Here is a 23,734-nt window from a genome sequence, read left to right as displayed (position 1 = left end):
TCTATTCATCCCTCGTAAATAAACTGTATACAGCCTCGATCCAGATTTGCTTGTAGTCAATCTGCTCGTCAAACATCATAAAGTGCCCGATGTTATCCAGAATCAAAGCAAGCATGTGCGCCTTCGCTGTGAGGTTGTCCTTGTTTCGTAGCAGACCAAGCGTACTCGCCTTTTCCAGAAGAGCCTCAAACCCGCTTAAATAATCTCTTTGCAAAGCTAGCAGTCGTTTGCTGAAATCCTGATTTCTGGTCGCAAGCAGCATATATTCCTGTAAAACCCTTGTAAAATAAGGGTCTTTGTCTTGCTCATCGATCATTTTTGCACCAATAGCAATCAGGCTCTCTACAAAATTGTCCTCTGTAAATTGCTCGAGATCGAAAAATGCCGCAAACTCTATCCCCTTGCAAAGCTCATCAAACACGCCCACGATGAGCGCATCCTTTGAATCAAAGTAATAGTAAATCGACGGCTTGGCGATCCCTACTTCTTTGGCAATCATCGTGTATGTGGTCTTTGCGATTCCATGCTCTGCAAACAAGCAATAGCTAACCTGAATCAGGGAAGCATGCGTTTCGTTACTCTTGCTCATGCCTTATCCTCCTCTTGCTTCTGTTACTCGTTGCCTTCAAAGCTTATCACCGCGCCTTACCACTTTCTACCTAACGTTAGGTAGCAAATTTATTAACTTTTGGCTCACAAAAAAGGACATCATCACCAGAGATGTGCCCAAATGCCAGCGTCTCGATTTTTTCATTTAAATCCGTCTTTTCCTATATCTGTTTGTTATAATCTCAAGAGTAAGCTATAATGAGTGAGATTTTTACAAGAGAGGAGATTTCTGCATGAAACTTAGAAAATGGAGCAGCTTTAGTCGCCTGATTGCCAGTGGTGTCCTCGGTCTAACGACGATACTGGGAAGCGTCTATACAGTACAAGCGGACGAGGTCCCTGCAGCTCCTTCGATTAGCCAGTGGTCGATTCCAACCCTACACGAAGGCGAAAAATACGGCATATTCCCACTTTCCTGGTATTATGACGGGACTTTTCAAAAGCCGATTACCACAGACAAGTTCCAAGCATTAGTGGCAGATACGACGAAGAAGCTGGATGGCTTGGGACTGAAGAAAAAGGGAACCCTGCCCGCTTCACCAGCAGCAGGTACAATTACGAGAGAGACTGTGACTCGCACTTTATATGCAATCCTTACACAGTACGAATTGCCTCAAGCTTTTGAGATCGATAAATACTCCGCAAACGAGTACCTCCAAAAGAAAGGCATTGTTCAGGGGACTCCTCGCGGCCTTCAGTTGGATCAGCCAAGCACCACGGAACAAGCCGCTGTTCTGGCTAGCAGACTCGTCGCGTATGCCTACGATACAGCACAAGCCGGAGCAAAAGGACTTCTCTGGAAAGCGACCAAGGGCGAGAACACGCTCTATTTGCTTGGCTCCATCCACTTGGGAAATCCGGACATGTACCCGCTGAGCAAAGAGGTCAGAGAAGCATTTACAGCATCCGACTCCCTGTTTGTCGAAGTGAACATGGCATCCGCCAATCCAGAAGACATGAAATATTTTACCGACTCCATGATGCTGACAGATGGCACGACCTTGGAAGATCATATTTCCAAAGAAACCTATGAAAAGCTTCAGAAGGTGTTAGACCAGCTGGGTCTTCCGAAGCAGGCTTTCGAAACGGTTAAGCCTTGGGCAATCACCACCAGTCTGTCCATGTCCTCTCTTGTTAGCTCACCAGAAGATATGAACCAAGCCGCTACGCTGGGGGTCGATATGTATTTCCTGCAAAGCGCAATGCTTACCGATAAACCGATTGAAGAGCTCGAAGGCTTAAAGCTTCAATCAGATGTATTCAACAACGTTCCGATGAACATTCAAGAAAAAGAAATGAACGACGCGCTCGATGCCATTTTGAATCCAACGGCGGCGCAGCAAAAGAACGCTGATGAATTCACCAAATGGCAGCAGCAATGGGCCAAAGGCGATGTAGATGGCTTTACCAAATCCTTTACATCCTCTCAGGATTTCGTAGAAAGCGACAGCGCAAAACGCTTGTTTGGCGAACGCGACAAAAACATGGCGACAAAGATAGCTGCCTTGCTCGATAAAAAAGGCAAGTCCACCTATTTTGTAGTGGTTGGCGCAGGACACTTTGTCTTGAAAGATATGATCATCGACCAGTTGAAGCAAAAAGGCTATCAGGTTGAATTTGTGAAGTAGTCGAATCGTTGTGCACACAAAGGAGCTGCCCCTCGTAAAAGCGGGGCAGCTCCTTTTATTGTGCCGTATAACCACCATCTGCAAATAAATTGATTCCTGTCACAAAAGAGGACTCATCATTCCCGAGGAACCACCTGTTATGACAGCGATACGATCCTGTAAACGTCCCACCACATTCACCTCATTTGCAGCAATGTCGTTCTAGATCAACGTCTCGATCACTTGTCCCCAACCGTTCTCTTCCGTGGCGTAAAAGTCTCCAACGATCATTCCCCCGCCAAGTACCTTTACTGGCTGTAGCTCATCCAATGGATCAGTGGGCAAGCCTTGCAGGTGCACTGTCGTCTTCCCAAGCTTCTCACTCAAGAGCTGAAAATCCGGTGACGTATCTCTGGAGATGATTTTCATGGAAGCGATCCCCTTGCCGTCTGGCCTCGGCACAACATGCAAATTCAGATGCGGATAGGTCTGCGGTTGGACGAGATTCGGTATGGTTTGTGTCAGGTCACACTCGATCTGGGCAATGACCTTTCCTTTTCGAACCGCCTGCCCTCTCACTTTGCCATCCTCTTCTCGCAAGTTGATGTCGGCATATTTCTTCGGATACCCCCACAGATCTCTGCCTGCTGCAATGGCTGAATCGTCATTTTCATACTCGAACAGGTAGTAGCCGCCGTAGCGATCTTTATGCTTCACAGGAATGACAATCGCGCAATCCATGAAAGCCACCTTGTCGCAATTACTAAAATCACTCACGCTCACGATGAACTGGTTGACCATATATTCAAATGGTGTGGGTTCCAAATATTTGCGAATGATCGCTTCATCTGCCTCACATAAAGCGAAAACGGAACGATATCCTTTGCACGTATACGGAACAAAAGGGTCTGGAATCAACGGTGCTTGAATCGGAATATTGTTTCCATGCGCTTTTACATAGGTACTCATTCTCGAATCCCCCTTCTTATCGATTGATCATGCCGGTCTTTGCCTGGTCCGAAATCGACTTACGTTTCGAGGCTGAGGTCCATTTGCTGACAGCCAGAATCACGATAGTAGAGACGAGCATACCTGGGATAATTTCATATAGATACACGGAATAAGGTGTGCTTTTCCAAATGACAACGGTTACAGTTCCGGAGATCATTCCCCAGAAAGCTCCCCACTTCGTAACTGCGTTCGAATAGAGCGCCAAAATAATCAACGGACCAAAGCTGGCTCCCAATCCTGCCCAGGCATAAAGCACGAGGGTAAAAACCGCTTGGATATCCATAAGCGCAAGTCCAGTTGCAAGAATCGATAGAATCACCATCGTGATTCTGCTGATCGTAATAACCTGTTTATTGGTATACTCACGCTTCGAAATGCTGCGTAAAAGATCGCTGGCGAGTGACTGTGTAGCCACCATCAGCTGAGATGAGAATGTGGATTGAATCGCCGCAAAAATGGCACCCAAGACTACACCGATCACGATCGGATGCATCGTTTCCATGACGAGCTGTGGAAATACATACTCGGGATCAGTCAGACTCGGAGTCAGAATCCGTCCGATGAGACCGAGCAGATTGGAGCCCATCATCACAATGATGACCCATACCATGGCGATAAAGGTCCCTTCCCGGATGCTCTTGTCATCCTTGGCCGAAAGAAAACGTTGAATGATATGCGGCTGGCCTGGTTCCCCCAGTCCGAAGCCTACGAGACCAACGATGATACCAAAAGCCGCAGCGCCAACTGATCCTCCGGCAGGTGTCAATAGCACCGGATCAAGCTGACCAAGCCGGGCAAAAAACGAATCCCATCCCCCTAGCTTGATGATCATATAGATCGGGAATGTGACCAGAACCATGATCATGATGAAGCCTTGAATCACATCGGTCCAAACGACTGCGCGATACCCGCCAAAAACGGTATAGGCAAGGACAAAAAACGCGCTGAAAATCAGCCCTGTGTTGTAGTCAATATCGATGATCGTGTGGAAAGCTTTTCCTGCCGCTGTTAATTGCGAGCCCATATAGGCGATAAAAAAGATAGCGATGATGACACTTGACGTAATTTTCAATAAATTAGAGCCGTAACGTTTTTCAAAAAAATCGGGGATACTCAGGCAATTGTATTCGGCCCCCAACCTTCGCAAACGCGGCGCGACCACGAACCAGTTAATAAAATAGCCGACGACAAATCCAGGCAGCATCCACATCGTCGAGATTCCCGCAACATACGAGTAACCGGCCGCTCCAATAAAAATCCAGCCGCTCGTATCCGTCGCCCCCGCACTGATCGCAGTCGCTACTGGCCCGAAGTTGCGATCGCCAAGGTAGTATCCCTCTTCGCTCTTGGACATATAGCGTTCCGCGAACAAACCAATGAGGAAAACGAGAACGAGATAAACAACAAAGGTAGTGATCATTTCGTGGGCTCCTCCCTCTTTTTAATCATGAGTAAAATCACTGCAGTGATGATTAAAGTAGAGACTGGAACAATCACATACAGAAACCAACCGATAAACGGAAGAGAACTATTCATTCTTACACCCCCGCATCCTTTTCATGAGTCACCATTTGATTTACAGGTAGACTGCTCCCCTCAGCTCCTCCCTTCTTATCAAAAGAAATAAAGCAACAGTCATGCCAACACCAAGCCCCTGATTTCATAAAATACATAGGGGGACTTGTGCATGGATCACCCATTCAACTAGCAAAACATTCGGTAATTACTCATTTTTGAGTAGCACTTAGCTTCATCTGATAAATGAACGGACGCAGCGTGTATTTATCGATTTTGTGATTCATCGTCTGCTGCGGAATATCCAATTTGCGCGCAGCTTTTGAGACATTCCCCTTTGCCTCCAAAAGAGCTTGCTTGATCATTTCCACTTCTACTTCCTTCAGTGCATCTTTAAGCGAGCCTTGCTGCTTGCGGCCTTCAACGGGTAGTGCTGAGGCTGTCATGGAGGAGACACCGAACAGCGCTCCCAGATTCACATCCTCCAGTTGAATGACTTCTCTCTCCTGCATGTTCATGGCTCTCTCTATCATGTTGCGCAATTCACGGATATTCCCAGGCCACATGTACTCCATAAAAAAGCTCATCGTTTCCTGATTGACTCCCTGCACCTTTTTGTTAAATTGTGCGTTGTAATAAGCGATATAGTGATCAATGAGCAGCGGGATGTCATCTCTTCTGTTCCGCAAGGGAGGCAGCTCCAGATAGATAACGTTGAGGCGGTAAAATAAATCCGAGCGCATCTCACCCGTTTGCAAAATCACCTCTGGATTCACATTGGTTGCCGCTACAATGCGAAAATCGATATCGATTTCTTTTTGCCCGCCGACCCGTCTCACTTTCTTCTCTTGGATGACACGCAGTAGTTTGGCTTGCAGGGAAAGAGGCATCGAGTTAATCTCGTCCAAAAATAAAATTCCGCCATTCGCGAGTTCAAAAAGTCCCGGCCGGCTATCCGCTCCTGTAAATCCACCCTTTTCCGTACCAAACAGGATGCCTTCCAGCAAGCTTTCAGGGATGGCAGCGCAGTTTTGGGCGATAAACGGAGCGTTTTTCTTTGCAGAAGCGGTGTGAATGGATTGAGCAATCAGTTCTTTCCCCGTCCCCGTTTCGCCATATAGAAGTACAGGCGAGAAGCTGTCCGCAATCAAGGAAATTTTGTCCTTTAGCGCTTCTATTGCACGGCTATTTCCAATGATGGAATCAATGGTATACATAGAGCTCACAGCAGGCTTCTTGTTTTGAGGATCAACCTGGCGTTCTTTATTTTGATAAAACACGATTTTTTTGGATAGCTCGTCTATCGCAGATATATCCTGAAATACTTCAAAAGCACCGGTCAACACCCCATTTTCATAGAGAGGAAAAGTAGAGGTAAGCGTCGTTTTTCGTTCTCCGCGATAGGTAACAAAGGTAAGCACTTTGTCGGTAATCGGTTGGCCTGTAGCCAATACTTTTACAAAATGACTGTGCTCCTGCTTCAGATTTGGAAAGACTTGAAAAATGTTTTCGCCAATCACTTTCTCCGGGTAAATCCCGATATTTTGTACAGCTTCATTCACATAGGTGACCCGCAAATTCAAATCGACGACCAAGACACCTTCACGAATAACCGAAAAAATTTGCTCCCATTGCTTTGATTTCCCTCTCAGATCCTCCATGCTATCTTTCACCTCTCGTCTTTTGGCATGTGACCATCTCACTATCTAATCATCACATAATTACTAATATTATAAACATTTCATCATCACTATAAATACAAGATGTACAAGCTCGCAGCTCTATCGTCAGCTGGGTGGCGTGCTGGCTATAGATTTGCTGAATGAGAATGGAAATAAATTCGCCAACTATTATTACTGCAATCTGCAAAGCGGCGAGTATCAGGAATATCTGTATCACTTCATGGAGCAGTTCGATTGCAATCCCAGTATTTATCATGTAGAGGACAGCTGGGATAACTACTTCTATATGGGACAAGCCATCGACAGCGAGTACGAGCATTGGCTTGAGAACAATCGCTGATCAGGTCTCGCCCTACAATAGCTGCAATCTCCCCCACTATCATTACAGCAAAGCCCATCTCATCGGAGATGGGCATTTTTTTTATCGTCCGCCTTTAGTGGGATGCTCTGTGGAAACGAAAATACATTGGTTGGATCATATTCTTTCTTCACTGATTGAAGTCGCTTTATGTTTTCGCCATAGTACGCCTTTGGCCAATTTTTGATAAGCAGGTCGGGCCAGTTTACGTAGTCGCCTGTTATATATTTTTTTAAAGCATCCCGCAATTCTTCGATCCAGCGTACATTTTGTTGTTTTTCATCTGGATCGCTCCAAGTTGCAAGATACTCCTGGGCGATAATCGCCTCCCGATAGAAAAAGGCGGTTTCAGTTGGGGAGTGCTGCCTGATTGCTCCTCCAAGAGATTGTTGCCAGATTCCCGATCTTTCGTTTGGGGCGTTCTCCAAGAAATGCTTCATTGTCGAGATCGCCTTCAACGGGAAAGGCTTTTTTAGAAAGGACCCGGATCGCTTACGGTGAGCTGGCCGGTTTCCAGCCGGTTCGTCAAAAAATTGGAAGGCCTTTTTATAAGGAACTTCTTTGATGAATACGTTTGTCGGTGAGCCAGTTTCGAGTAAAGGTCGAATCAGTGCCCGCAAACTGGATACTGGACCGACGAATTCACCTTGCGCAATGATTCGATTGGCTTCCTTTGCTCGTAATTCAATCTCAGAAGTAAGGCGTAAATCGGTTGTAGGTGCCCAATGCTGCCAAACATCAAATGCCGCTTCGAGATCTTCCCACCCCCACGAAATCGAGAAAATAGAGACCTTGGAAATGGCATGCACCTTGAATGTAAGAGACGTGACAATGCCAAAATTCCCACCGCCACCACCGCAGCAAGCCCAAAACAAATCACTGTTGTGATGCTTGTCTGCCCGAATCAGTTTTGCCCCATTCTCTCCATCCGCTATTACGATTTCGACTTCAAGCAGGTTGTCACAAGTAAGTCCGAACAACCGTGACAGCATCCCAATGCCCCCACCGAGCGCAAGGCCCACGAGACCAACACTGCTTTCGGTACCTGCCGGGATCGTAGTACCGAATTCCCATAATTCATTGTATACTTTCCCCAGACCAGCTCCAGCTTCTATTTTTGCTGTCATGTTTTCACGATTGACAGTAATTTTGTTCATCTCACTGACATCAATGACCAGACCGCCATTTACGAGCGAAAAATTTTCATAGCTATGCCTGCCGCTCCTTATTCGAAACGGCACTTGATTTTCCCTCGCCCATTTCAGTGCATTCACGACATCATCTACATCCTGGCAAAACACAATGATCTTTGGGAATTTAGGAACGCTCAAATTATTATTCGTTCTGGCAAGCTCATAATCAGCATCATCAGGCGTAACGATTCGCCCTGTTAGCTTTGTCTTTTCCAAAAGAGAACTCCTTTCTCAGATGCTGTAGTCAGAATGTTATATGCTATGAATCCCATTGGAAAAAGACACTTGATTTTATAGGCAAAAGGAAAGCGGCAGTCTAAGGCTTTGTTGAAAAAGTCCTTATGCTGCCGCTTGATGATTCCATTGCGTCCACCCTATCCAATTATTTTGCGACTGCTTGCACCTTGTCCTCGATGATTTTTCCATACGTCAACGTAAAATCACCTACGACAAAAACACCGCCCAATACTTCGACAGGCCCCAGCTCCGCAATTGGATCATAGCTGGAATACTCCCAATTCACTTTGGCCGTTCCGGTTTGGCGCGTATGGATGAGCGAGTCCACAAATTCATTTAAAATGACTTGATCCATATCCATGCCATACTTGTCCGCTCGTGGCATCCGTTTGACCTGGAGCCGTGGAAACAGATTCGGCGGATTTACTTCGACGTCCTCAAAGGTAAGCGCAATATCAATGATGGTCTTACCCTTGCGGATGATTTTCCCTTGTGCGAAGCCCTCTTCGCGGTTGAATTCTACCTCGGCGAGCTTCTTGGGATATCCCCAGATTTCTCTTCCTGCACAAAGCGCTTCGTCCGTATCGACGTACTCGTATGCCATGTACGCTCCAACAATGTCTTTATATTTGCAGGGGATCACGATTCCACCCTCGGAATACGGATCGAGTCCTTCAATGACTTCATTTTTCAGCACGAAAATCTCGAAAATATCTGAAACATATTCAAAGTCCTTTGGCAAAAACCGCTCGATCGCCTCACGATTTCCCCTGCAGTAAACACTGATTTTCTCGTAATTTTTATAATGATAGGGAACCTGCGGATACAATGGCGCGTAATCGGGTAAAATCGTGTACTCTGGTTTTAGCATGCGAATATCTCCTTTAACATGGATTTGCTAGTCGGGAAGTAAACTTTGCAAATCACATGCCAAGGAGTTCCTCCTGCTTAGGAGGGATTGAATTGCTCGTCGTGATACTCATAAATCTGTGGTCCATTTCGGTAATTACTCGTTTTTGAGAAATTCATTTCAACTCTTGGATTCAATCGGAATTTGAACCTCCACGTAAGTGTCGCCATTATCTTCGAGTGATTGTACATACACTTCTCTTCCAGGCTGGTCCTTTTTTATTCGATAGTGATTGTCCACGAGCCACTTGGCCAAATCCATGCAGGCCGTAGAAGGAACGAATGGGTCTACACGTTGTAACAACGTTGCCATCATCGGCTCCTCCGGCAGCATGCGCACATTCAGGATGTCTGAGGTTACGGCAATCTCCTGCTTGAGCGAATAGGCTACCTCCAATTCAAATTCCGCCTCATTTCTCTCCGTTTCTTTCCACATAACCATCCGTGGGAGCAGCTGTTTTTTTTGTTTGCCTACCAGTTGTTCTAACGTATGAAACAGCTTCGGAATCTCTTCCACCGTACCATGCGAGTAAAAGGAAATGATTTTTTGTGCTTCCACGCTTTTCATGACCACTTCTTGTTCCTTTTCTACCCTTCCCTCTCGCTCAAGCAACAGCAATCGATCTTGAATTCTACCTAGTCGCGCCTGCTCTTCCTCGAGCATCTGTTCGATTTCACTTTCTTTTGTCCGAAGCATTTCTTGGATGAGCTCTGTCGAAATATCTTCACGCAGTAACTGCTGAATTTGCTGCAGGGTAAATCCCAAGTCCTTATACAGTAGAATGCGATTGAGTGTAAGCAATTGCTCAGCTGAGTAATATCGATAGCTGGTCTCTTTGTCGATATGAGCTGGCTTCAAGATGCCGAGCTGGTCATAATATCGCAGCGTTTTTAAAGAGACACGACTCAGTCGGGAAAAATCACTGATTTTAAACATGCGCCAACCTCGCTTACGCGTTTTCTTGCATTATAACCGATTTGAAATGGCGAAAGAGTCCTACTCCTTTTTCCAAGTATGCCTCTTGACCTTCCCCTATACGGGAGCGTTTACAGTTGATACTGAACCAGAATTCAAAGGGGAGAAAACAGATGGACTACGACATTTTTGAGCTAGGAGATGTAGAATTGCAATCAGGGGAGACACTCCCACAAGCATTTTTAGCCTATAAAACGTATGGCACACTCAACGCAACCAAGGATAACGTCATCGTTTTTCCTACGTCATTTGGCGATCAGCATTATCAGAATGAATGGCTGATCGGAATAAATAAGGCGTTAAACCCGGAGAAATATTTCATCGTGATACCCAATATGCTGGGGAATGGATTATCCTCGTCTCCTAGCAACACAGCAAGCCCTTTTGACAAGGCGAATTTTCCGAATGTCACGATCTTTGATAATGTCGCTTTGCAGCATCGGCTGCTGACAGAGAGGTTTGGCGTCAAGAAGGTTGCTTTGGCTACCGGATGGTCGATGGGGGCGATTCAGGCCTTTCAATGGGGAGCAAGCTATCCAGATATGGTAGAGCGTTTGGCTCCATTTGCGGGGACCGCCAAGACCTGGCCGCACAACTCGGTCATGATCGAGGGCATACGAGCTGCACTGCAAGCAGATGCTGCGTGGAATAAAGGCATATACACAGTACCACCTGAGCTGGGCTTGCGTACATTGGGGCGCGTTTATGCGAGCTGGGGATTTTCACAAGCCTTTTACCGGGAAGAATGCTTCAAAGAGCTGGGCTTCGCTTCTCTTTCTGATTTTATTGTGAAGTTTTGGGAGGAGAGCTTCATCCAATCAGATGCGAATGATTTGCTGGCTATGATGTGGACTTGGCAGCATGCTGATATTAGCAGGAATCCCTTGTATGCTGGAGACTTTGCCCTCGCCTTGAAAAGCATAAAGGCACAAACCGTTGTGATGCCCGTGAGGACTGATCTATATTTCACACCGGAAGACAGCGAATACGAGACGAGTCTCATAGCGAATGCTACTTTTCAGCCAATTGAATCGATCTGGGGACACTTAGCGGGGTTTGGATTGAATCCGATCGATGCGAATTTCATTGATTCAGCACTAAAAGTTCTACTAGAGAGAACTTAAACAATTGTTTAAAGAGACCCTGCGATGGATACTAGCGAAAATGGTCCTACATCAGGGTCTTTTGATTCCCGGCCAAAAGCCAAGAGTCCGCTTGGATCATTTGCCAGCCTAGCCGTTACACTGCAAAGAGCTCGTTCGCCAGCTCATCCAGCGTCTCAATGTCTTGCAACGGGAGAAGAGTCGGCAAGGTATAAAAGACATCCATCGCATAATGCTGCATGAGACCATGAGCCTGACGGTAGAGCGCCATCCCCATCGCCTTTTTAGCGAAATCCTTGGTCATCGGCCAGTCGCTTGCCGCAAGAAATGCTCGCAGCAGCGACTTGTCGCAATTGAACAGATCGAGGTGGAGCTTGGCGAATTCGTAGTGCCGATCGGTCACCATTGCATCGCCCCAATCGATAATCCCGGAGAGGTGTCCGTTCTCGACGAAAACATGACGAAACATCACATCTCCGTGGACAAAGACAGGATCGAACGAACCAAGCCCCGCAAGGTATTCGTTCACCTGCGCTACCAGATGGGCAGGCAGTGAGCTGTTTGCAATAGCCCTGGTTACGTCCATGCCGGACCAGTCATCATGTGTGGCGATACCCGAAGGGCTCAATGCATGTACTCTGCGCATCTGGCATCCTAGCTCGTGGGCCACCCTAAGCTTTTGCTCAGTGTTAAGATCAGCGTACTGCCAAGTAACCCCCGGCATCCGAGTGGTAATCAGATAAGACCATGGATTATGAGCATCTTCAAAAAGGCGGCCTTCTCCGCCCAGCCGAGGTACGGCAATTTCCCGGTCAGTAGCGAGCAACAGCTTCGCTGCTCGTTCCGCTTCGAATGACTTTTCGCTTGATTGCATATAACCAAACAGCTTAACAACTACATCCCCATAAAGGAAGGTCGGATACGTCCCGCCAAGCCCTGCCAGCAGCTCCTGATCCTTTTTCTCCAGACCATGACGCTCGAGGATAGCAGCCACATACAGCCACCAGAAGTGAATGTCATCCTTGCGTGATATATATTCCTGCAGGGACGAAAAAGTAGGCGGCCCAGATAGATGATGATCAAATGAATGTTCAGTTGTACTCAAAATATTCCCTCCCACATAAATCCTAGTGGCATGGAAGAGAGCCTAACAAGCAGTCATCTCCCCTGCCCTTTTGCAAAATGGACTTGGATCATAATGACAGCTGTTCTCATGATCATCACTCACTCTCTTGTAAATTACCTCTATTATAAACACCTGGGATTATCTGGATCAACGTCATTGAGAGAAGACGAGCACGCAAAAAAGGCCGCCGACCTGATCGACAGCCTGCCCCTATACAATTCAGCATTCTTTACATTTCCAATGGCGATTTACGTATAACCGCCACACTTGATTCCCGCACGATCAGTCGTGGTTCGAACTGAACGCGCTCATAAGCCCCTGCTCCTTGCTCGCGAATCCGTTTCAACAAAAGCTCTGTAGCCAAACGAGCCACTTCATCCCCCATAATCGAAACCGAGCTGATTTGCGGAGTCGTAATCGTCGTCCATAAATTGTTGTCGATGCCCACCACGGCTACATCATCAGGGACACGGACACCCAGCTCCTTGAACCGATTCACAATCCCGATCGCCACCATGTCATTAACCGCATAAATAGCGTCCGGCATATTTTTCAAGCTGAAAAAGTAATCCGCAGCACGCAAGCCCGTCTCAAAGGAAAAGTCCTCACCGAAATAAACCAAGGAAGGATCGACATGCCCCAAAGACCCTTCGTAGGCAAAGTATCGTTCCTCAATCTTGTCCTTGGGTGCACCTGCATAGGCAATCCGCGTACGCCCGATCTTGATCAAATGCTCCATGACGAGGCGACCTTCCTGTCGAGCGAGGCTGACTACATCTGCTTTCACATGATCGTCGAGCTTTTTTCCATAATTGATAATGGAAACCGGAACACTGGCTTTATTAATCAAATCTACCAACGTCTTTGGATAAGCAAGCGGCATGATAATAAGCCCATCCACATGCAGCTTTTTGACCTCGCGCACGGTCTCAAGCTCAGTTCGGGCATTCCCAGACGTGTTGATTTGCACGACCCGATAGCCATGCTGCTTGGCTGCTTGTTCTACAGACCAAGAGATTTCCGGAATAATCGCGTTGCGAATATCTGGTACAGCAAGTGCAATTTGATACGTTTGACGTATTTTCAGACTCTGCGCAGAAGTATTCGGAGTAAAGCCCAGCTCCTCGATGACCTGCAATATCATTGCTTTGGTCTTGGGGCTGATTCCCCCACTATCATTAATAGCCCGCGATACGGTAGCAATCCCTACGCCCGCCCGCTTCGCTACATCTTCAATCGTCACTTTATTTTTCATGAGAATGTAGAGATCCTTTCCATATCGGAACCGTTTTCTGTTTTCCGAATCAAATGTAGCTTCCTTCCTCGTATTATACCATATCTCCATGACGTGATAGCAAAGCTGGCGGCAAGCCACAAAGCTTGCGAGCGTTTCTACAGCCTATAATGGCACGACTCTCACCACTACTAAGCTCCCACTCAACGACCACACTTTCTGACCTTTTTCACACATATATCGATTTGACAATATGTCAAAGTTATGACATATTTATTTCGGAAACGTTTCCTATTTCTCTTGCTGAATTCCATATATAATCCTCAAGTCCGACAAGGAGATGACAGTTATGAAAGCGTTGCGCTGGCATGGTTTGAAAGACCTGCGATTGGAAACGATTACGGAGCCTCAGGCCCTTAAAGGAAAAGTAAAAATCAGAGTGGAATGGTGCGGTATTTGCGGTAGTGACCTGCATGAGTACGTGGCTGGTCCAATCTTCATTCCTGAAGGCACTGCTCATCCACTAACAGGTGAAAAAGCTCCAATCGTAATGGGACATGAATTCTCCGGACAAGTCGTAGAAATCGGGGAAGGTGTCACCTCGATCAAAGTAGGCGATCGTGTAGTTGTAGAACCGGTTTTCGCATGCGGCACATGCCCAGCGTGCAAACAAGGCAAATACAATCTTTGCGAAAAAATGGGCTTCCTCGGTCTGGCGGGAGGCGGCGGTGGCTTCTCCGAATATGTGGCTGCTGATGAACATATGGTCCACAAAATTCCGGACACCCTCTCCTATGAGCAAGGTGCCCTCGTCGAGCCATCTGCTGTCGCTCTTTATGCCGTTCGCTCCAGTCAGCTGAAAGTCGGCGATAAAGCAGTTGTATTTGGTGCAGGTCCTATCGGCTTGCTCGTCATCGAAGCATTGAAAGCTTCTGGTGCCGCAGAAATTTATGCTGTTGAGCTCTCTCCAGAGCGTAAACAAAAAGCAACAGAGCTGGGCGCTATCGTCATCGATCCAAAAGAATACGATGTCGTTCAAGAAATCCACAACCGTACAAACGGCGGTGCCGACATTGCGTTTGAGGTAACTGGTGTACCACCAGTCCTGACGCAAGCCATCGAATCCACCAAAATTGCAGGACAAATCATGATCGTCAGCATCTTCGAAAGAGAAGCGCCGATCAAACCAAACCACATCGTCATGAAAGAACGTAACATGACAGGTATCATCGGTTATCGTGATGTTTTCCCAGCTGTTATCAGCCTGATGGAAAAAGGCTTCTTCCCTGCGGACAAGCTGGTCACTCAACGAATCAAGCTGGACGATATCGTGGAGCATGGATTCGAAGCTTTGCTGAAAGAGAAAAATCAGGTGAAAATTTTGGTGAGTCCGAAACAGTAACGCTGAATGAAGGAAAGCCAGGGATTCGTTCCCTGGCTTTTTTTGTTGCCTCTATAAAATGCAGCATATCGTATAATGGATATAACTAGAAATCCAAATTTTACAAATATAGGAGGATTCTTTATGTCCACTATTGCTTCCCAGTACCAAAACGTCCCTACTACATGCATTTCTGATGCGCTTCAGGGGCTGACCAACATGGATAGCAGCATCAAGCCATTAAAAGAAGAGTACCGAATTGCTGGACGAGCATTCACTGTGCAAATGCCGATTGGTGACAATCTAACGGTCTTGCAGGCTATCCGGGAAGCTCAGCCTGGCGATGTGCTTGTGATCGATGCAAAGGGCGACACCTATCAGGCGATTGCTGGAGATTTTATTGTCGGTCTCGCCCAAACGCTCGGCATTCAGGGAATCGTGGTCGACGGAGTCATCCGCGATATTATTGGAATCAAGCAGCTGGACTTCCCCGTGTTTTGCAAAGGAACGGCTGTTGCCGCCAGTGCTAAAGCAGGATGGGGCCAAATGAATGTACCGATTTCGTGTGGAGGTACCAGTATTTCGCCAGGTGATATGATCGTGGGAGATGCGGACGGCGTCGTGGTCATCCCGCAATCAAGGGAACAGCAGATTCTCTCCCAAGCCTTGGACAAGTTAGCAAAGGATCAGGCTAGAGAAGCCAGCGTTTCTGGCAATCCTGATGCGGTCAGAGCTTATCTGGATGAGTTTCTGGCTCATGCCAAACGAAAATAAGGCAACAGGTAAAAGGCGCCCATCGAGGCGCTTTTTGCGTAAAAGAAACCTTGCTGAAAAGGAGCAATTCTATCATGGATGATCTTTCATCTAAACGCTTACTCCGCAGACCCTTGTCCTGTCACTGTCTCGGCTTTGTCTACCTGTCTCATCAACAGTCGCATGGAAAATAGAATCCCAAGAGCCGCCAGGATTAAAAAGCTGGCAAGCACCACATACCCTACTTGGGTCCCTGTCGAGTCGAGCATGACTGTAAACAGTGCGAGTAGCGTAAGCCTCATCAGCGTACCAATCGATTTAAAGAAGCTCATGACTCTTCCCATATAGCGATTCGGCAGCAGCTCCATGTACAGTGTCTGGCGGATCAGCCTGGTGGAGACGTTGCACCAGCCGATAAAAGCAGAAAGCAGTACAAATACCCACCCGTTTGGTATAGCGATAGTCAAAACAAATACGATGGCCATGAACACATAATTTAGCACCATGTACGAAAAGGCCCCGAGCTTTCGACTAAACCAGGCAAGCATGATGCCAGCTCCCACGGCTCCAATCGAATATGTCACTTCACCAAGCGAATAAATCTTCACATCTTCTCGCAAAACCTGGCTCACAAAAATCGGGTTCAACAGATTCGCCAGCATAACGGCTATGAATGGCACCAGAGCAGACACCCCGAAGATCATAAACCCTCTTCGCTCCCTGATATAAACCCAGCTTTGATAAAATTGCTCTACCCAAGACCTTCGCGGGGATTTCTCCGCTTGATTACCCAGCGTAAAAACGTAGTCGATTCCTGATAGCATCAAAAAAGCTATCAAGTACGTTAAAGCATTGAACAGTAGTACCACATGCAGTCCGAATTTGCCCAAAATCATTCCCGCGAATCCTCCTGCTAAAACCAATGCTGTTTGATTCTCAATCTCCAGCAAAGAGTTGATCGCCTTGTAGTGCTTGGGAGTGAACGTTTCCTGTACAAAAGCAGCCTGTGCTGGCTCATGAATCTGAAACATGAACAACGTCGCCATATAAAGCAAAACCAGCATCCACTCGTGATAACTCCCCCAAAATCCCCACACTGCCAAGAGCGCCAGTACGACGAATCCACCCAGCTGTTCGATCTGCAGAATCGCCTTGCGGGAAAAACGGTCAATCAAGGTACCCGAATAAGGTCCCACAAGAAGCGTCAGGATGGAAGAAAGAAGCATCGTAGAGCCAAGCAGACTAGCCGAGCCCGTCGCCTCCACCAGATACCATGAGATCCCAATCATGGTCATCCCCTGACCAAACCCCGAGAATAAATTCGAAAAGAACAGCCTGCGAAAATTTTGATTCCGAAAAACCTCTCCCACTCTCGTCACTCCTTATGCTTTTGTCGGGCAAATGGCCCTAATAAAAGCATAAAGGAGCCTGATCATGACGCGGTTTCCCAGCATCAATTATCAGGCTCCCAAGATTACGGTGAGCAGTTCATTATCTTTTTCCTGATGAAAGCATATCACTTTTTTGCTCTATATGGCAATATCCCTTAAGGATTAAGCGCTCTCGCCATCGCGTCCACATAGTTTTGGCTTGCACGTATGCTCACTTCCGCCTGCGGGACGAACACCTCAAAGCAGTGGTAGCTACCAGGATACAGTTGAAATTCCACATCTACGCCCGCTTCCGCAAGACGCGTCACATATTCGATCGTCTCGTCCCGAAACAGATCGAGCTGCCCGATGCATGTATAAGTCGGCGGCAGTCCCGCCAAACTTTCTGCTCTTGCCGGCACAGCATATGGAGACAGCTCATTTTTACTAGCATCCTCGCCCAGGTACATGCTCCAAGCCGTCAAATTGTTCGTCCGGTTCCAGGTTGCGTTGTCTGCCGTGATTTCATAGCTCGACGCCGTGCGATTGTGATTGTCGAGCATCGGATACAGTGGCATCTGGAAAATCAGTTCTGGTCCGCCTTTATCGCGTACCAGTAAAGCAAGTGCTGCCGTCAAACCGCCTCCACCGCTTGCCCCTGCGATGGCGACTCGTGCCAAATCGATGCCGAGCGACTCTGCTTCATCTGTCATCCAGAGCAATGCGGCATAACAGTCTTCGATAGCCGCTGGATAAGGGTGTTCAGGTGCTAGTCGATAATCAACTGATACCACGACACAATTAGCCGCCTGAACAAAACGCTCGCATAAAGCGTCATCCATATCAGGATGCCCGAGCACATAGCCTCCCCCGTGAATCCACAGCATAGCCGGAAGCTTACTGCCAGTTCTCTGGCTAGGCTCGTAAATTTTGACCAGCATTTCTCCCGCCGCCCCCTGAATCATTCGGCTTGTCGTGTTTACGTGCTCTGACTTTTCGATAGGAGGATTTCGCAGCATCGCCCTGCTTGCCTCCAAATTTTCCTTCAATGGAAAACCCGGAAATTGTTCCAATGCTTGTCTTAATTCTGGCAATACCCGACTCTGAAAATCCATATAGATCCCTCCAAAATATGATTATGCTTCTTGCTGTGTCTCAGCTTCCCATTTGGCTATTTCCTCTCGTACCCGTGGCGCTACTTCTGTTCCCAGTAGCTCGATGGCACGCATCACCTGGTCATGCGGCATCGTAGAAATCGGAACATACATCATGAATCGCGTAATGCCGACATGCTTGCGAAGGTGAATGATCTTTTCGGCAACATAGCTTGGATCGCCAACATACATTGCGCCTTCCAGACCGCGCGCTGAATCGAAGCTAGCCCGACTGTAATGTGACCAGCCCCGCTCCCTGCCGATTTTATTCATACCTGCTTGGGTCGAAGGAAAAAATGTGTTTGCCGCAAGCTCCGTATCTTCTGCAACAAATCCTAGTGAATGCGAGCCAACCTTAAGCCGCGAAACATCATGACCAGCATGTACGGCTGCCTTTTTGTAAAGCTCTACGAGTGGCGCAAACTGCCGCGGGCTACCGCCTATGATCGCCAACGTCAGTGGAAGCCCGAGCAAGCCAGCACGAACCACTGAGTCCTGATTGCCTCCGCTTCCGATCCAGATCGGCAAAGGATTTTGGACGGGCCGCGGATACACGCCTAAATCGTTAATCGCTGGTCGATGTCCGCCTCGCCAGGTTACTCTTTCAGACTTTTGTATGGTAAGAAGCAGTTCCAAATGTTCCTCAAACAGCTCTTCATAGTCATTTAGGTTATAGCCAAACAGTGGAAACGATTCGATAAAAGAGCCTCGACCCGCCATGATCTCCGCGCGTCCATTAGACAGACCATCGAGCGTAGCAAAATCCTGAAAGACACGTACAGGATCTGCTGAAGAAAGCACTGTCACCGCGCTGGTCAACCGAATCCTTTTCGTCAACGGTGCAGCTGCAGACAGCACAACGGCCGGTGAAGAAGCTGCATAATCCTTGCGATGATGCTCACCGATGCCAAATACATCAAGTCCCACCTGATCGGCAAGAACAATCTCCTCGACCACCTCACGCAATCGCTGTGCGTGACTGATCAGTTTACCAGTATGAACATCCGGCGTTGTTTCCACAAACGAAGTAATTCCTATCTCCACGAGTTCACTCTCCTAGCTGAATATTTATTTGTACCAACCACTTGGTCAGCAAAAAACTCAATATGAAATATCTTAATTTAGAGCTATTAGTTTCAAGCTGGCTACGAGGAAGCTGGCTGATTCTATTTCAGTAACTTATTTGGCACCGGCTTTATTTCCAGTCATAGCTTTTACTCGGCTGGTCATGGCCCAAAACAGAAGCGCAAGAGCACTTACCGAGGCACCAAGCAAACATACTCCGTCCCAGCCATAGTGGGCATATGCATAGGTCGAGGTAATGGAACCGCTAGCCACACCGATCGAATAAAACACCATATAGCCAGCCGTGAGACGACTACGTGCCTCTATACGCAAAGTGAAAATCATGCTTTGATTCGTAACGTGTACAGCCTGCACTGCCAAATCAAGAAGAACAATTCCAAGAATGAATACAAACAGCGACTGCTCTATGTAGCTGATCAGTAGCCATGACAACAGCAGCAGAGTCAAAGCGATGCCTGTGGTCTTCTGCCCGTAGCCTCCATCCGCTAGCTTTCCCGCCCGTGCTGCTCCTAGGGCTCCGGCAACTCCTGCCAAACCAAACGCACCGATTGCCGTGTGTGAAAGAGATAATGGCGGCGCACTTAGCAGCAGTACCAATGGCGTCCACATGATGCTGAAAGCAGCAAAAATCAGCATAGCGAGAACAGAGCGAATGCGTAACATGTGTTCCTGTGCGAGCAGCATAAATACGGACCGGAGCAACCGGGAATAGGACAGTTGTTGTGGCTGCTTCTCCCGCCTGTTGTTTGGCAACACCCGAAATAGTACGCAAGCCATCAGAAGCATGAGTGCAGCAGAGACCAGATAAACGGACCGCCACCCCGAGAAATCTGTCAGTACTCCCGAAAACGTTCGCGCAAGCAGAATGCCTATCACGATTCCGCTAGTTACTACTCCTACTACCTGTCCTCGGTTCTCAGGGGCTGCCAATGTCGCCGCAAATGCCACAAGGGTTTGTGTCACAACAGCAAGCAATCCCACCAGAGCTATGCCTGCAAACAGTACCGTGCTGGTGGACGCAGTCCCGACCATCACCAAAGCGATCACTGATAATAGCATCTGACCTGTAATCAGCCTGCGTTGGTTCAGGAAATCTCCAAGCGGCACAAGCATAAGCAGTCCTACGGCATAAAAGAGTTGAGTGATCGTAATCAGGCTGCCGATGATGGAATAGTCGATTCCAAACTCACGTGCGAGATTATCAAGCAGTGGCTGGGCAAAGTAAATATTCGCAACTGACATTCCGCAGGCAACCGAAAACAATAGGGTCACTGAGCGTGACATAGAAGAACTGGGAACGGGACCACTCGTGACAAACGTCGCCTGTGACGAATCTGCCTGCACCTTCTTTTTGACAGCTACTTTTTCTATGACCTCCTCCATTTGGTTCTCCCCTTACCTCCATATGTTGATTCAATACCAAAATAACGTATCGATCAGTATGTTATTTTGCCCAGTAAATATATCCCACACTTTCTGTCGCTGTCAACATCATCATTTAGCAAAAACGATCACTAGCTAAAAAAACGCCCCACTATACGAATAGCAATAACAACGTGCAATTGACAATCCATACGGATCATCATAGAATATAACATACTGATAAGTAATGAATTAAATTCCGTTATCTGAGAAAATCGAGAGAGGTATTCATTATGGCAAGAACGCGCGAGTTTGACGCAGAAAAAGTATTAGACGCTGCAATGCAGCTTTTTTGGGAGAAGGGGTATGAAGCGACCTCATTAAGTGATCTGACTTCCCGAATGGGAATACAGCGCCCCAGCATATATTCAACATTTGGCGACAAAAAGGAATTGTTCGAGGCCGCACTACGCAAATATACGATGTCTCGTGCCTCCGAGGTGCGAACCAGACTACAAGACCATCCGTCTGTAAAAGAAGCCTTTCGCATTTTTTTTGAAGAGGTGGTAGATGAAGAGTATGCCGGAAGTCTCAGCCGTGGATGCTTCTGTATTAATACCATGGTCGAGCTTGCTCCTCATGACGAGAAATTTGAAATCCTGACAAGAGAACACCAAATGTATCTCTCTGTCATCTTTCAAGAGGCGATAGAACGTGGGATAAAATCAGGCGAGCTACAGGCAAATATGGATGCAAAGTCTGTATCGCAGTCGTTGATTGTATCGTTAATTGGACTGACTGTACTTTTGAAATCTCGTCCAAACCGATCCTTTATTGATAACGCCGTCAAAATGATGCTCGCATCACTTGAGTAATTCGGAATAATTCACACGGCAAACAAGCAAAAGCACAGCATCCAAACGAGGGGCAAACTCGTCAAATCCTGTGCTTTCGTTTTGTTATCCTTGGATGATCGCTTTGTTCTTCTCAAAAAAACGAGCATTATGAGAAGAGACACCCGCCATATCTGGAGCTGCCGGATCGAGATAAAGCTTTGCACTATTCACTGCCAACACTGCATCCTGAAAAGCACCTGCAATTAAGCGAACCTTGCTGCCATATGTGATAAAATCGCCAGCTCCGAATATGCCCGGGATGTTCGTTCGCATTCGCAGATCAACAGACACCCCGTAGTCTTCTTTAGCCAGTCCCCATCTCAATAAATGACCGAAGTCGCGATCATATCCATGGCTCACGATGACTTCATCTATCGCTATTTTCTCTATCGCACCGTTCTCTGTATGTTCGATGGCGACAGTCTCAATTTGATCACCTTCTCCGTACAAGCGAGCGATCCGATAAGGTGCCATTACTTTCGCGAAAGCTTTCATTTGTGCTACAGGCAGTTCGTGTGCAGTAAATTCATTTCGTCGATGGACAACGATGACTTGCTTCGCCCATTTTTCCATTTCATTAGCCCAATCTACCGCAGAATCTCCTCCACCGGAAATCAGCACACACTTGTCTTTGAACCTCGACAAATCTGTAACTGTATAGTGGAGATTCGTCAATTCATAACGATTTGCACCTTCTATATCCAGCTTTTGAACCTGCGTCATGCCGCGACCCGCACATAATAATATGGTTCGTGTATAGTGATGCTCACCCGTTTTCGATGTCAAAACAAAGATATCATCTTCACTTCGCTGCATATCTGCAATTTCCTGGCCGAATACAATCGTCGGGTCAAATGTCTTCGCTTGTCTCTCTAAAGCATCAATCAATCTTTCACAACGAATCGGATCTACTCCGCCTACATCCCAGACGAGCTTTTCAGGGTATGTGCGCATGAATCCCCCTAGCTCCTGTTTTGCCTCGATGATTTTGGTACGCATGGCTCTCATCCCGCTATAAAAAGCTGCGTACATACCAGCAGGACCGCCGCCAACTATCGTAATATCGTAAATGTCCGTCTCTTTCCTATTCATTTATGGCACCAGCTTTTCTACGAGATAGTCGATGAGCATGCTTGATCCTATTGGGCCTTGCCCTTGGATATAATCATTGGTCTTCAATGGAAAAACGCGATTATTTTTAACGGCATCCATATTTTTCCATAGTGAATTTTCTTCTAATTCCTTCAGTGATTCTGAGCTATCGTAGTTTTCCATCATTCTTTTTTCGACAAAGATATAATCCGGTTTGATATCAGGTAAAATTTCTAAAGAAAATGGCGTGAACCACTCTTTTGTATCCTTAAATATTTCAGGGATTTTTAACCCAAGTGTTTGATAAAAAAGAGTACTAACATTACCCGCTTGTGATCCTAAATAACGGTATCGGGTGGGTTCTACGCGAAGCACGAGTACGGTTTTGTCACCAATGGCCTGGTGAATTTTTTCCTTGGCCTTCGCTGCTTTCTCCCCAAATGCAGAGAGTACTTGATTCGCTTCTTCTGTTTTATTAAATATCTCTGCTAATTTTGGTATCGCTTCTTCCATGCCTGGACCTGCTGATACGGCAATTGTTGGTGCAATCTTTGACAGATCTTCATACGTTTTTGCTTCCAAACCTTCCCCTTGCGCAACAATGAGATCCGGTGAAAGGCTAAGCATTTGTTCGTAATTGAATTGGTATTGTTCAGAGAAGATGATTTTGACACCATGTTTTTCAAAATAGGGAGTACGATATTCCGGTTCGAGTAAAGGAACAAATAAAACAATTTGAGGGGTAACCCCTATTTCAATTAAATATTCTGCATAGCTGGAGTTTGTAACGATGATGTTCTTCGGACTCGCGGGAATAGTCACATCCCCGAAAGTATCCTTGACTACTCTCGTTGCTGCTGTCTGTATTTCCCCTGCGGAAGATTCTTCCTTTTCACTTGTTGCTGAATTCGAGCATGCCACTAAAGCAATTGCTAATAAAGTACACCCAAGCAGCATAATCAATCGTTTTGACATTATGTATTCGCCCCTTTAACGATAACGATTATCACTATCGAAGGTTATCAAAAAAGAAGCCACCCTTCCATAGCTGTTGGTGCGTATCTTATTGGATTATTGTGC

At 46.9% G+C, this 23,734-nt stretch carries 21 protein-coding genes; 6 read left to right on the top strand and 15 right to left on the bottom strand.

Features of this window, described 5'->3' with window-relative positions:
- Position 1: 1 nt before the first annotated feature.
- Complete coding sequence (locus tag ADS79_RS00330) at positions 2-589, bottom strand: TetR/AcrR family transcriptional regulator (RefSeq protein ID WP_049736430.1); 588 nt, start codon at positions 587-589, stop codon at positions 2-4.
- Positions 590-842: 253 nt separating this feature from the next.
- On the opposite strand from ADS79_RS00330, the gene ADS79_RS00325 reads away from it, so the two are divergent.
- On the top strand, positions 843-2,237 hold the full coding sequence (locus ADS79_RS00325; RefSeq protein ID WP_049736429.1) for a TraB/GumN family protein: 1,395 nt from the start codon (positions 843-845) through the stop codon (positions 2,235-2,237).
- A 201-nt stretch (positions 2,238-2,438) separates the two neighbouring features.
- Here the strand turns inward: ADS79_RS00325 and ADS79_RS00320 are convergent, their stop codons facing one another.
- The 3 genes from ADS79_RS00320 to ADS79_RS00310 all read right to left on the bottom strand — a co-directional run bounded on the left by ADS79_RS00320 (position 2,439) and on the right by ADS79_RS00310 (position 6,403).
- On the bottom strand, positions 2,439-3,185 hold the full coding sequence (locus ADS79_RS00320) for an acetoacetate decarboxylase family protein (protein ID WP_049736428.1): 747 nt from the start codon (positions 3,183-3,185) through the stop codon (positions 2,439-2,441).
- 16 nt (positions 3,186-3,201) lie between these two features.
- Positions 3,202-4,647: a sodium/proline symporter gene (locus ADS79_RS00315; RefSeq protein WP_049736427.1), complete on the bottom strand. Its 1,446-nt coding sequence runs from the start codon at positions 4,645-4,647 to the stop codon at positions 3,202-3,204.
- Between the two features lie 307 nt (positions 4,648-4,954).
- Positions 4,955-6,403 carry a sigma-54 interaction domain-containing protein gene (locus ADS79_RS00310; protein WP_049736426.1) on the bottom strand — a complete coding sequence of 483 codons (1,449 nt, stop codon included), beginning with the start codon at positions 6,401-6,403 and terminating at the stop codon, positions 4,955-4,957.
- Between the two features lie 82 nt (positions 6,404-6,485).
- On the opposite strand from ADS79_RS00310, the gene ADS79_RS00305 reads away from it, so the two are divergent.
- The gene (locus tag ADS79_RS00305) at positions 6,486-6,764 is read left to right on the top strand and encodes a DUF7832 domain-containing protein (RefSeq protein WP_457912073.1); all 279 of its coding nucleotides are present in this window, start codon (positions 6,486-6,488) and stop codon (positions 6,762-6,764) included.
- 59 nt (positions 6,765-6,823) lie between these two features.
- Here the strand turns inward: ADS79_RS00305 and ADS79_RS00300 are convergent, their stop codons facing one another.
- From ADS79_RS00300 to ADS79_RS00290, 3 genes are all read right to left on the bottom strand, one after another.
- Positions 6,824-8,191, bottom strand: a complete 1,368-nt coding sequence (locus tag ADS79_RS00300) for an FAD-binding oxidoreductase (RefSeq protein ID WP_049736424.1) — start codon at positions 8,189-8,191, stop codon at positions 6,824-6,826.
- 166 nt (positions 8,192-8,357) lie between these two features.
- Positions 8,358-9,083 carry an acetoacetate decarboxylase family protein gene (locus ADS79_RS00295; protein WP_049736423.1) on the bottom strand — a complete coding sequence of 242 codons (726 nt, stop codon included), beginning with the start codon at positions 9,081-9,083 and terminating at the stop codon, positions 8,358-8,360.
- Positions 9,084-9,242: 159 nt separating this feature from the next.
- Positions 9,243-10,058, bottom strand: a complete 816-nt coding sequence (locus ADS79_RS00290) for a MerR family transcriptional regulator (protein WP_049736422.1) — start codon at positions 10,056-10,058, stop codon at positions 9,243-9,245.
- Between the two features lie 152 nt (positions 10,059-10,210).
- On the opposite strand from ADS79_RS00290, the gene ADS79_RS00285 reads away from it, so the two are divergent.
- A complete protein-coding gene (locus ADS79_RS00285) occupies positions 10,211-11,221 on the top strand; it encodes an alpha/beta fold hydrolase (RefSeq protein ID WP_049736421.1) in 1,011 nt (336 codons plus the stop codon).
- A gap of 115 nt (positions 11,222-11,336) precedes the next feature.
- Here ADS79_RS00285 and ADS79_RS00280 read toward each other — a convergent pair whose 3' ends face one another.
- Positions 11,337-12,305 carry a phosphotransferase family protein gene (locus ADS79_RS00280; RefSeq protein ID WP_049736420.1) on the bottom strand — a complete coding sequence of 323 codons (969 nt, stop codon included), beginning with the start codon at positions 12,303-12,305 and terminating at the stop codon, positions 11,337-11,339.
- A 250-nt stretch (positions 12,306-12,555) separates the two neighbouring features.
- Positions 12,556-13,581 carry a LacI family DNA-binding transcriptional regulator gene (locus ADS79_RS00275; protein ID WP_049736419.1) on the bottom strand — a complete coding sequence of 342 codons (1,026 nt, stop codon included), beginning with the start codon at positions 13,579-13,581 and terminating at the stop codon, positions 12,556-12,558.
- Positions 13,582-13,909: 328 nt separating this feature from the next.
- Between ADS79_RS00275 and ADS79_RS00270 the strand changes: the two genes are divergently transcribed.
- Together ADS79_RS00270 and ADS79_RS00265 are read left to right on the top strand one after the other, a co-directional pair.
- Positions 13,910-14,962 (top strand): 2,3-butanediol dehydrogenase, encoded by a 1,053-nt coding sequence (locus ADS79_RS00270; RefSeq protein WP_049736418.1) that lies wholly within the window; start codon positions 13,910-13,912, stop codon positions 14,960-14,962.
- A 123-nt stretch (positions 14,963-15,085) separates the two neighbouring features.
- Positions 15,086-15,715: an RraA family protein gene (locus tag ADS79_RS00265; protein ID WP_049736417.1), complete on the top strand. Its 630-nt coding sequence runs from the start codon at positions 15,086-15,088 to the stop codon at positions 15,713-15,715.
- Between the two features lie 98 nt (positions 15,716-15,813).
- Here ADS79_RS00265 and ADS79_RS00260 read toward each other — a convergent pair whose 3' ends face one another.
- The 4 genes from ADS79_RS00260 to ADS79_RS00245 all read right to left on the bottom strand — a co-directional run bounded on the left by ADS79_RS00260 (position 15,814) and on the right by ADS79_RS00245 (position 20,687).
- Entirely contained in the window at positions 15,814-17,064 is a 1,251-nt protein-coding gene (locus tag ADS79_RS00260; RefSeq protein ID WP_049736416.1) for an MFS transporter, read from the bottom strand.
- 176 nt (positions 17,065-17,240) lie between these two features.
- Positions 17,241-18,179 carry an alpha/beta hydrolase gene (locus ADS79_RS00255; RefSeq protein ID WP_049736415.1) on the bottom strand — a complete coding sequence of 313 codons (939 nt, stop codon included), beginning with the start codon at positions 18,177-18,179 and terminating at the stop codon, positions 17,241-17,243.
- A gap of 21 nt (positions 18,180-18,200) precedes the next feature.
- Positions 18,201-19,262 carry an LLM class flavin-dependent oxidoreductase gene (locus ADS79_RS00250; RefSeq protein WP_049736414.1) on the bottom strand — a complete coding sequence of 354 codons (1,062 nt, stop codon included), beginning with the start codon at positions 19,260-19,262 and terminating at the stop codon, positions 18,201-18,203.
- A 135-nt stretch (positions 19,263-19,397) separates the two neighbouring features.
- Positions 19,398-20,687 carry an MFS transporter gene (locus ADS79_RS00245; RefSeq protein ID WP_084765524.1) on the bottom strand — a complete coding sequence of 430 codons (1,290 nt, stop codon included), beginning with the start codon at positions 20,685-20,687 and terminating at the stop codon, positions 19,398-19,400.
- Positions 20,688-20,959: 272 nt separating this feature from the next.
- On the opposite strand from ADS79_RS00245, the gene ADS79_RS00240 reads away from it, so the two are divergent.
- Positions 20,960-21,541 (top strand): TetR/AcrR family transcriptional regulator, encoded by a 582-nt coding sequence (locus tag ADS79_RS00240; protein WP_049736413.1) that lies wholly within the window; start codon positions 20,960-20,962, stop codon positions 21,539-21,541.
- A gap of 84 nt (positions 21,542-21,625) precedes the next feature.
- On the opposite strand, the gene ADS79_RS00235 is transcribed toward ADS79_RS00240, so the two are convergent.
- Positions 21,626-22,654 carry an NAD(P)/FAD-dependent oxidoreductase gene (locus tag ADS79_RS00235; protein ID WP_049736412.1) on the bottom strand — a complete coding sequence of 343 codons (1,029 nt, stop codon included), beginning with the start codon at positions 22,652-22,654 and terminating at the stop codon, positions 21,626-21,628.
- Positions 22,655-23,629: an ABC transporter substrate-binding protein gene (locus tag ADS79_RS00230; RefSeq protein WP_049736411.1), complete on the bottom strand. Its 975-nt coding sequence runs from the start codon at positions 23,627-23,629 to the stop codon at positions 22,655-22,657. It abuts the gene before it with no gap.
- Between the last annotated feature and the right edge of the window lie 105 nt (positions 23,630-23,734).

The organism is Brevibacillus reuszeri, from assembly GCF_001187725.1.
Classification (GTDB): domain Bacteria; phylum Bacillota; class Bacilli; order Brevibacillales; family Brevibacillaceae; genus Brevibacillus; species Brevibacillus reuszeri.
Note: the sequence above shows the minus strand (reverse complement) of the source record. Positions and strands in the feature narration are given on the sequence as shown.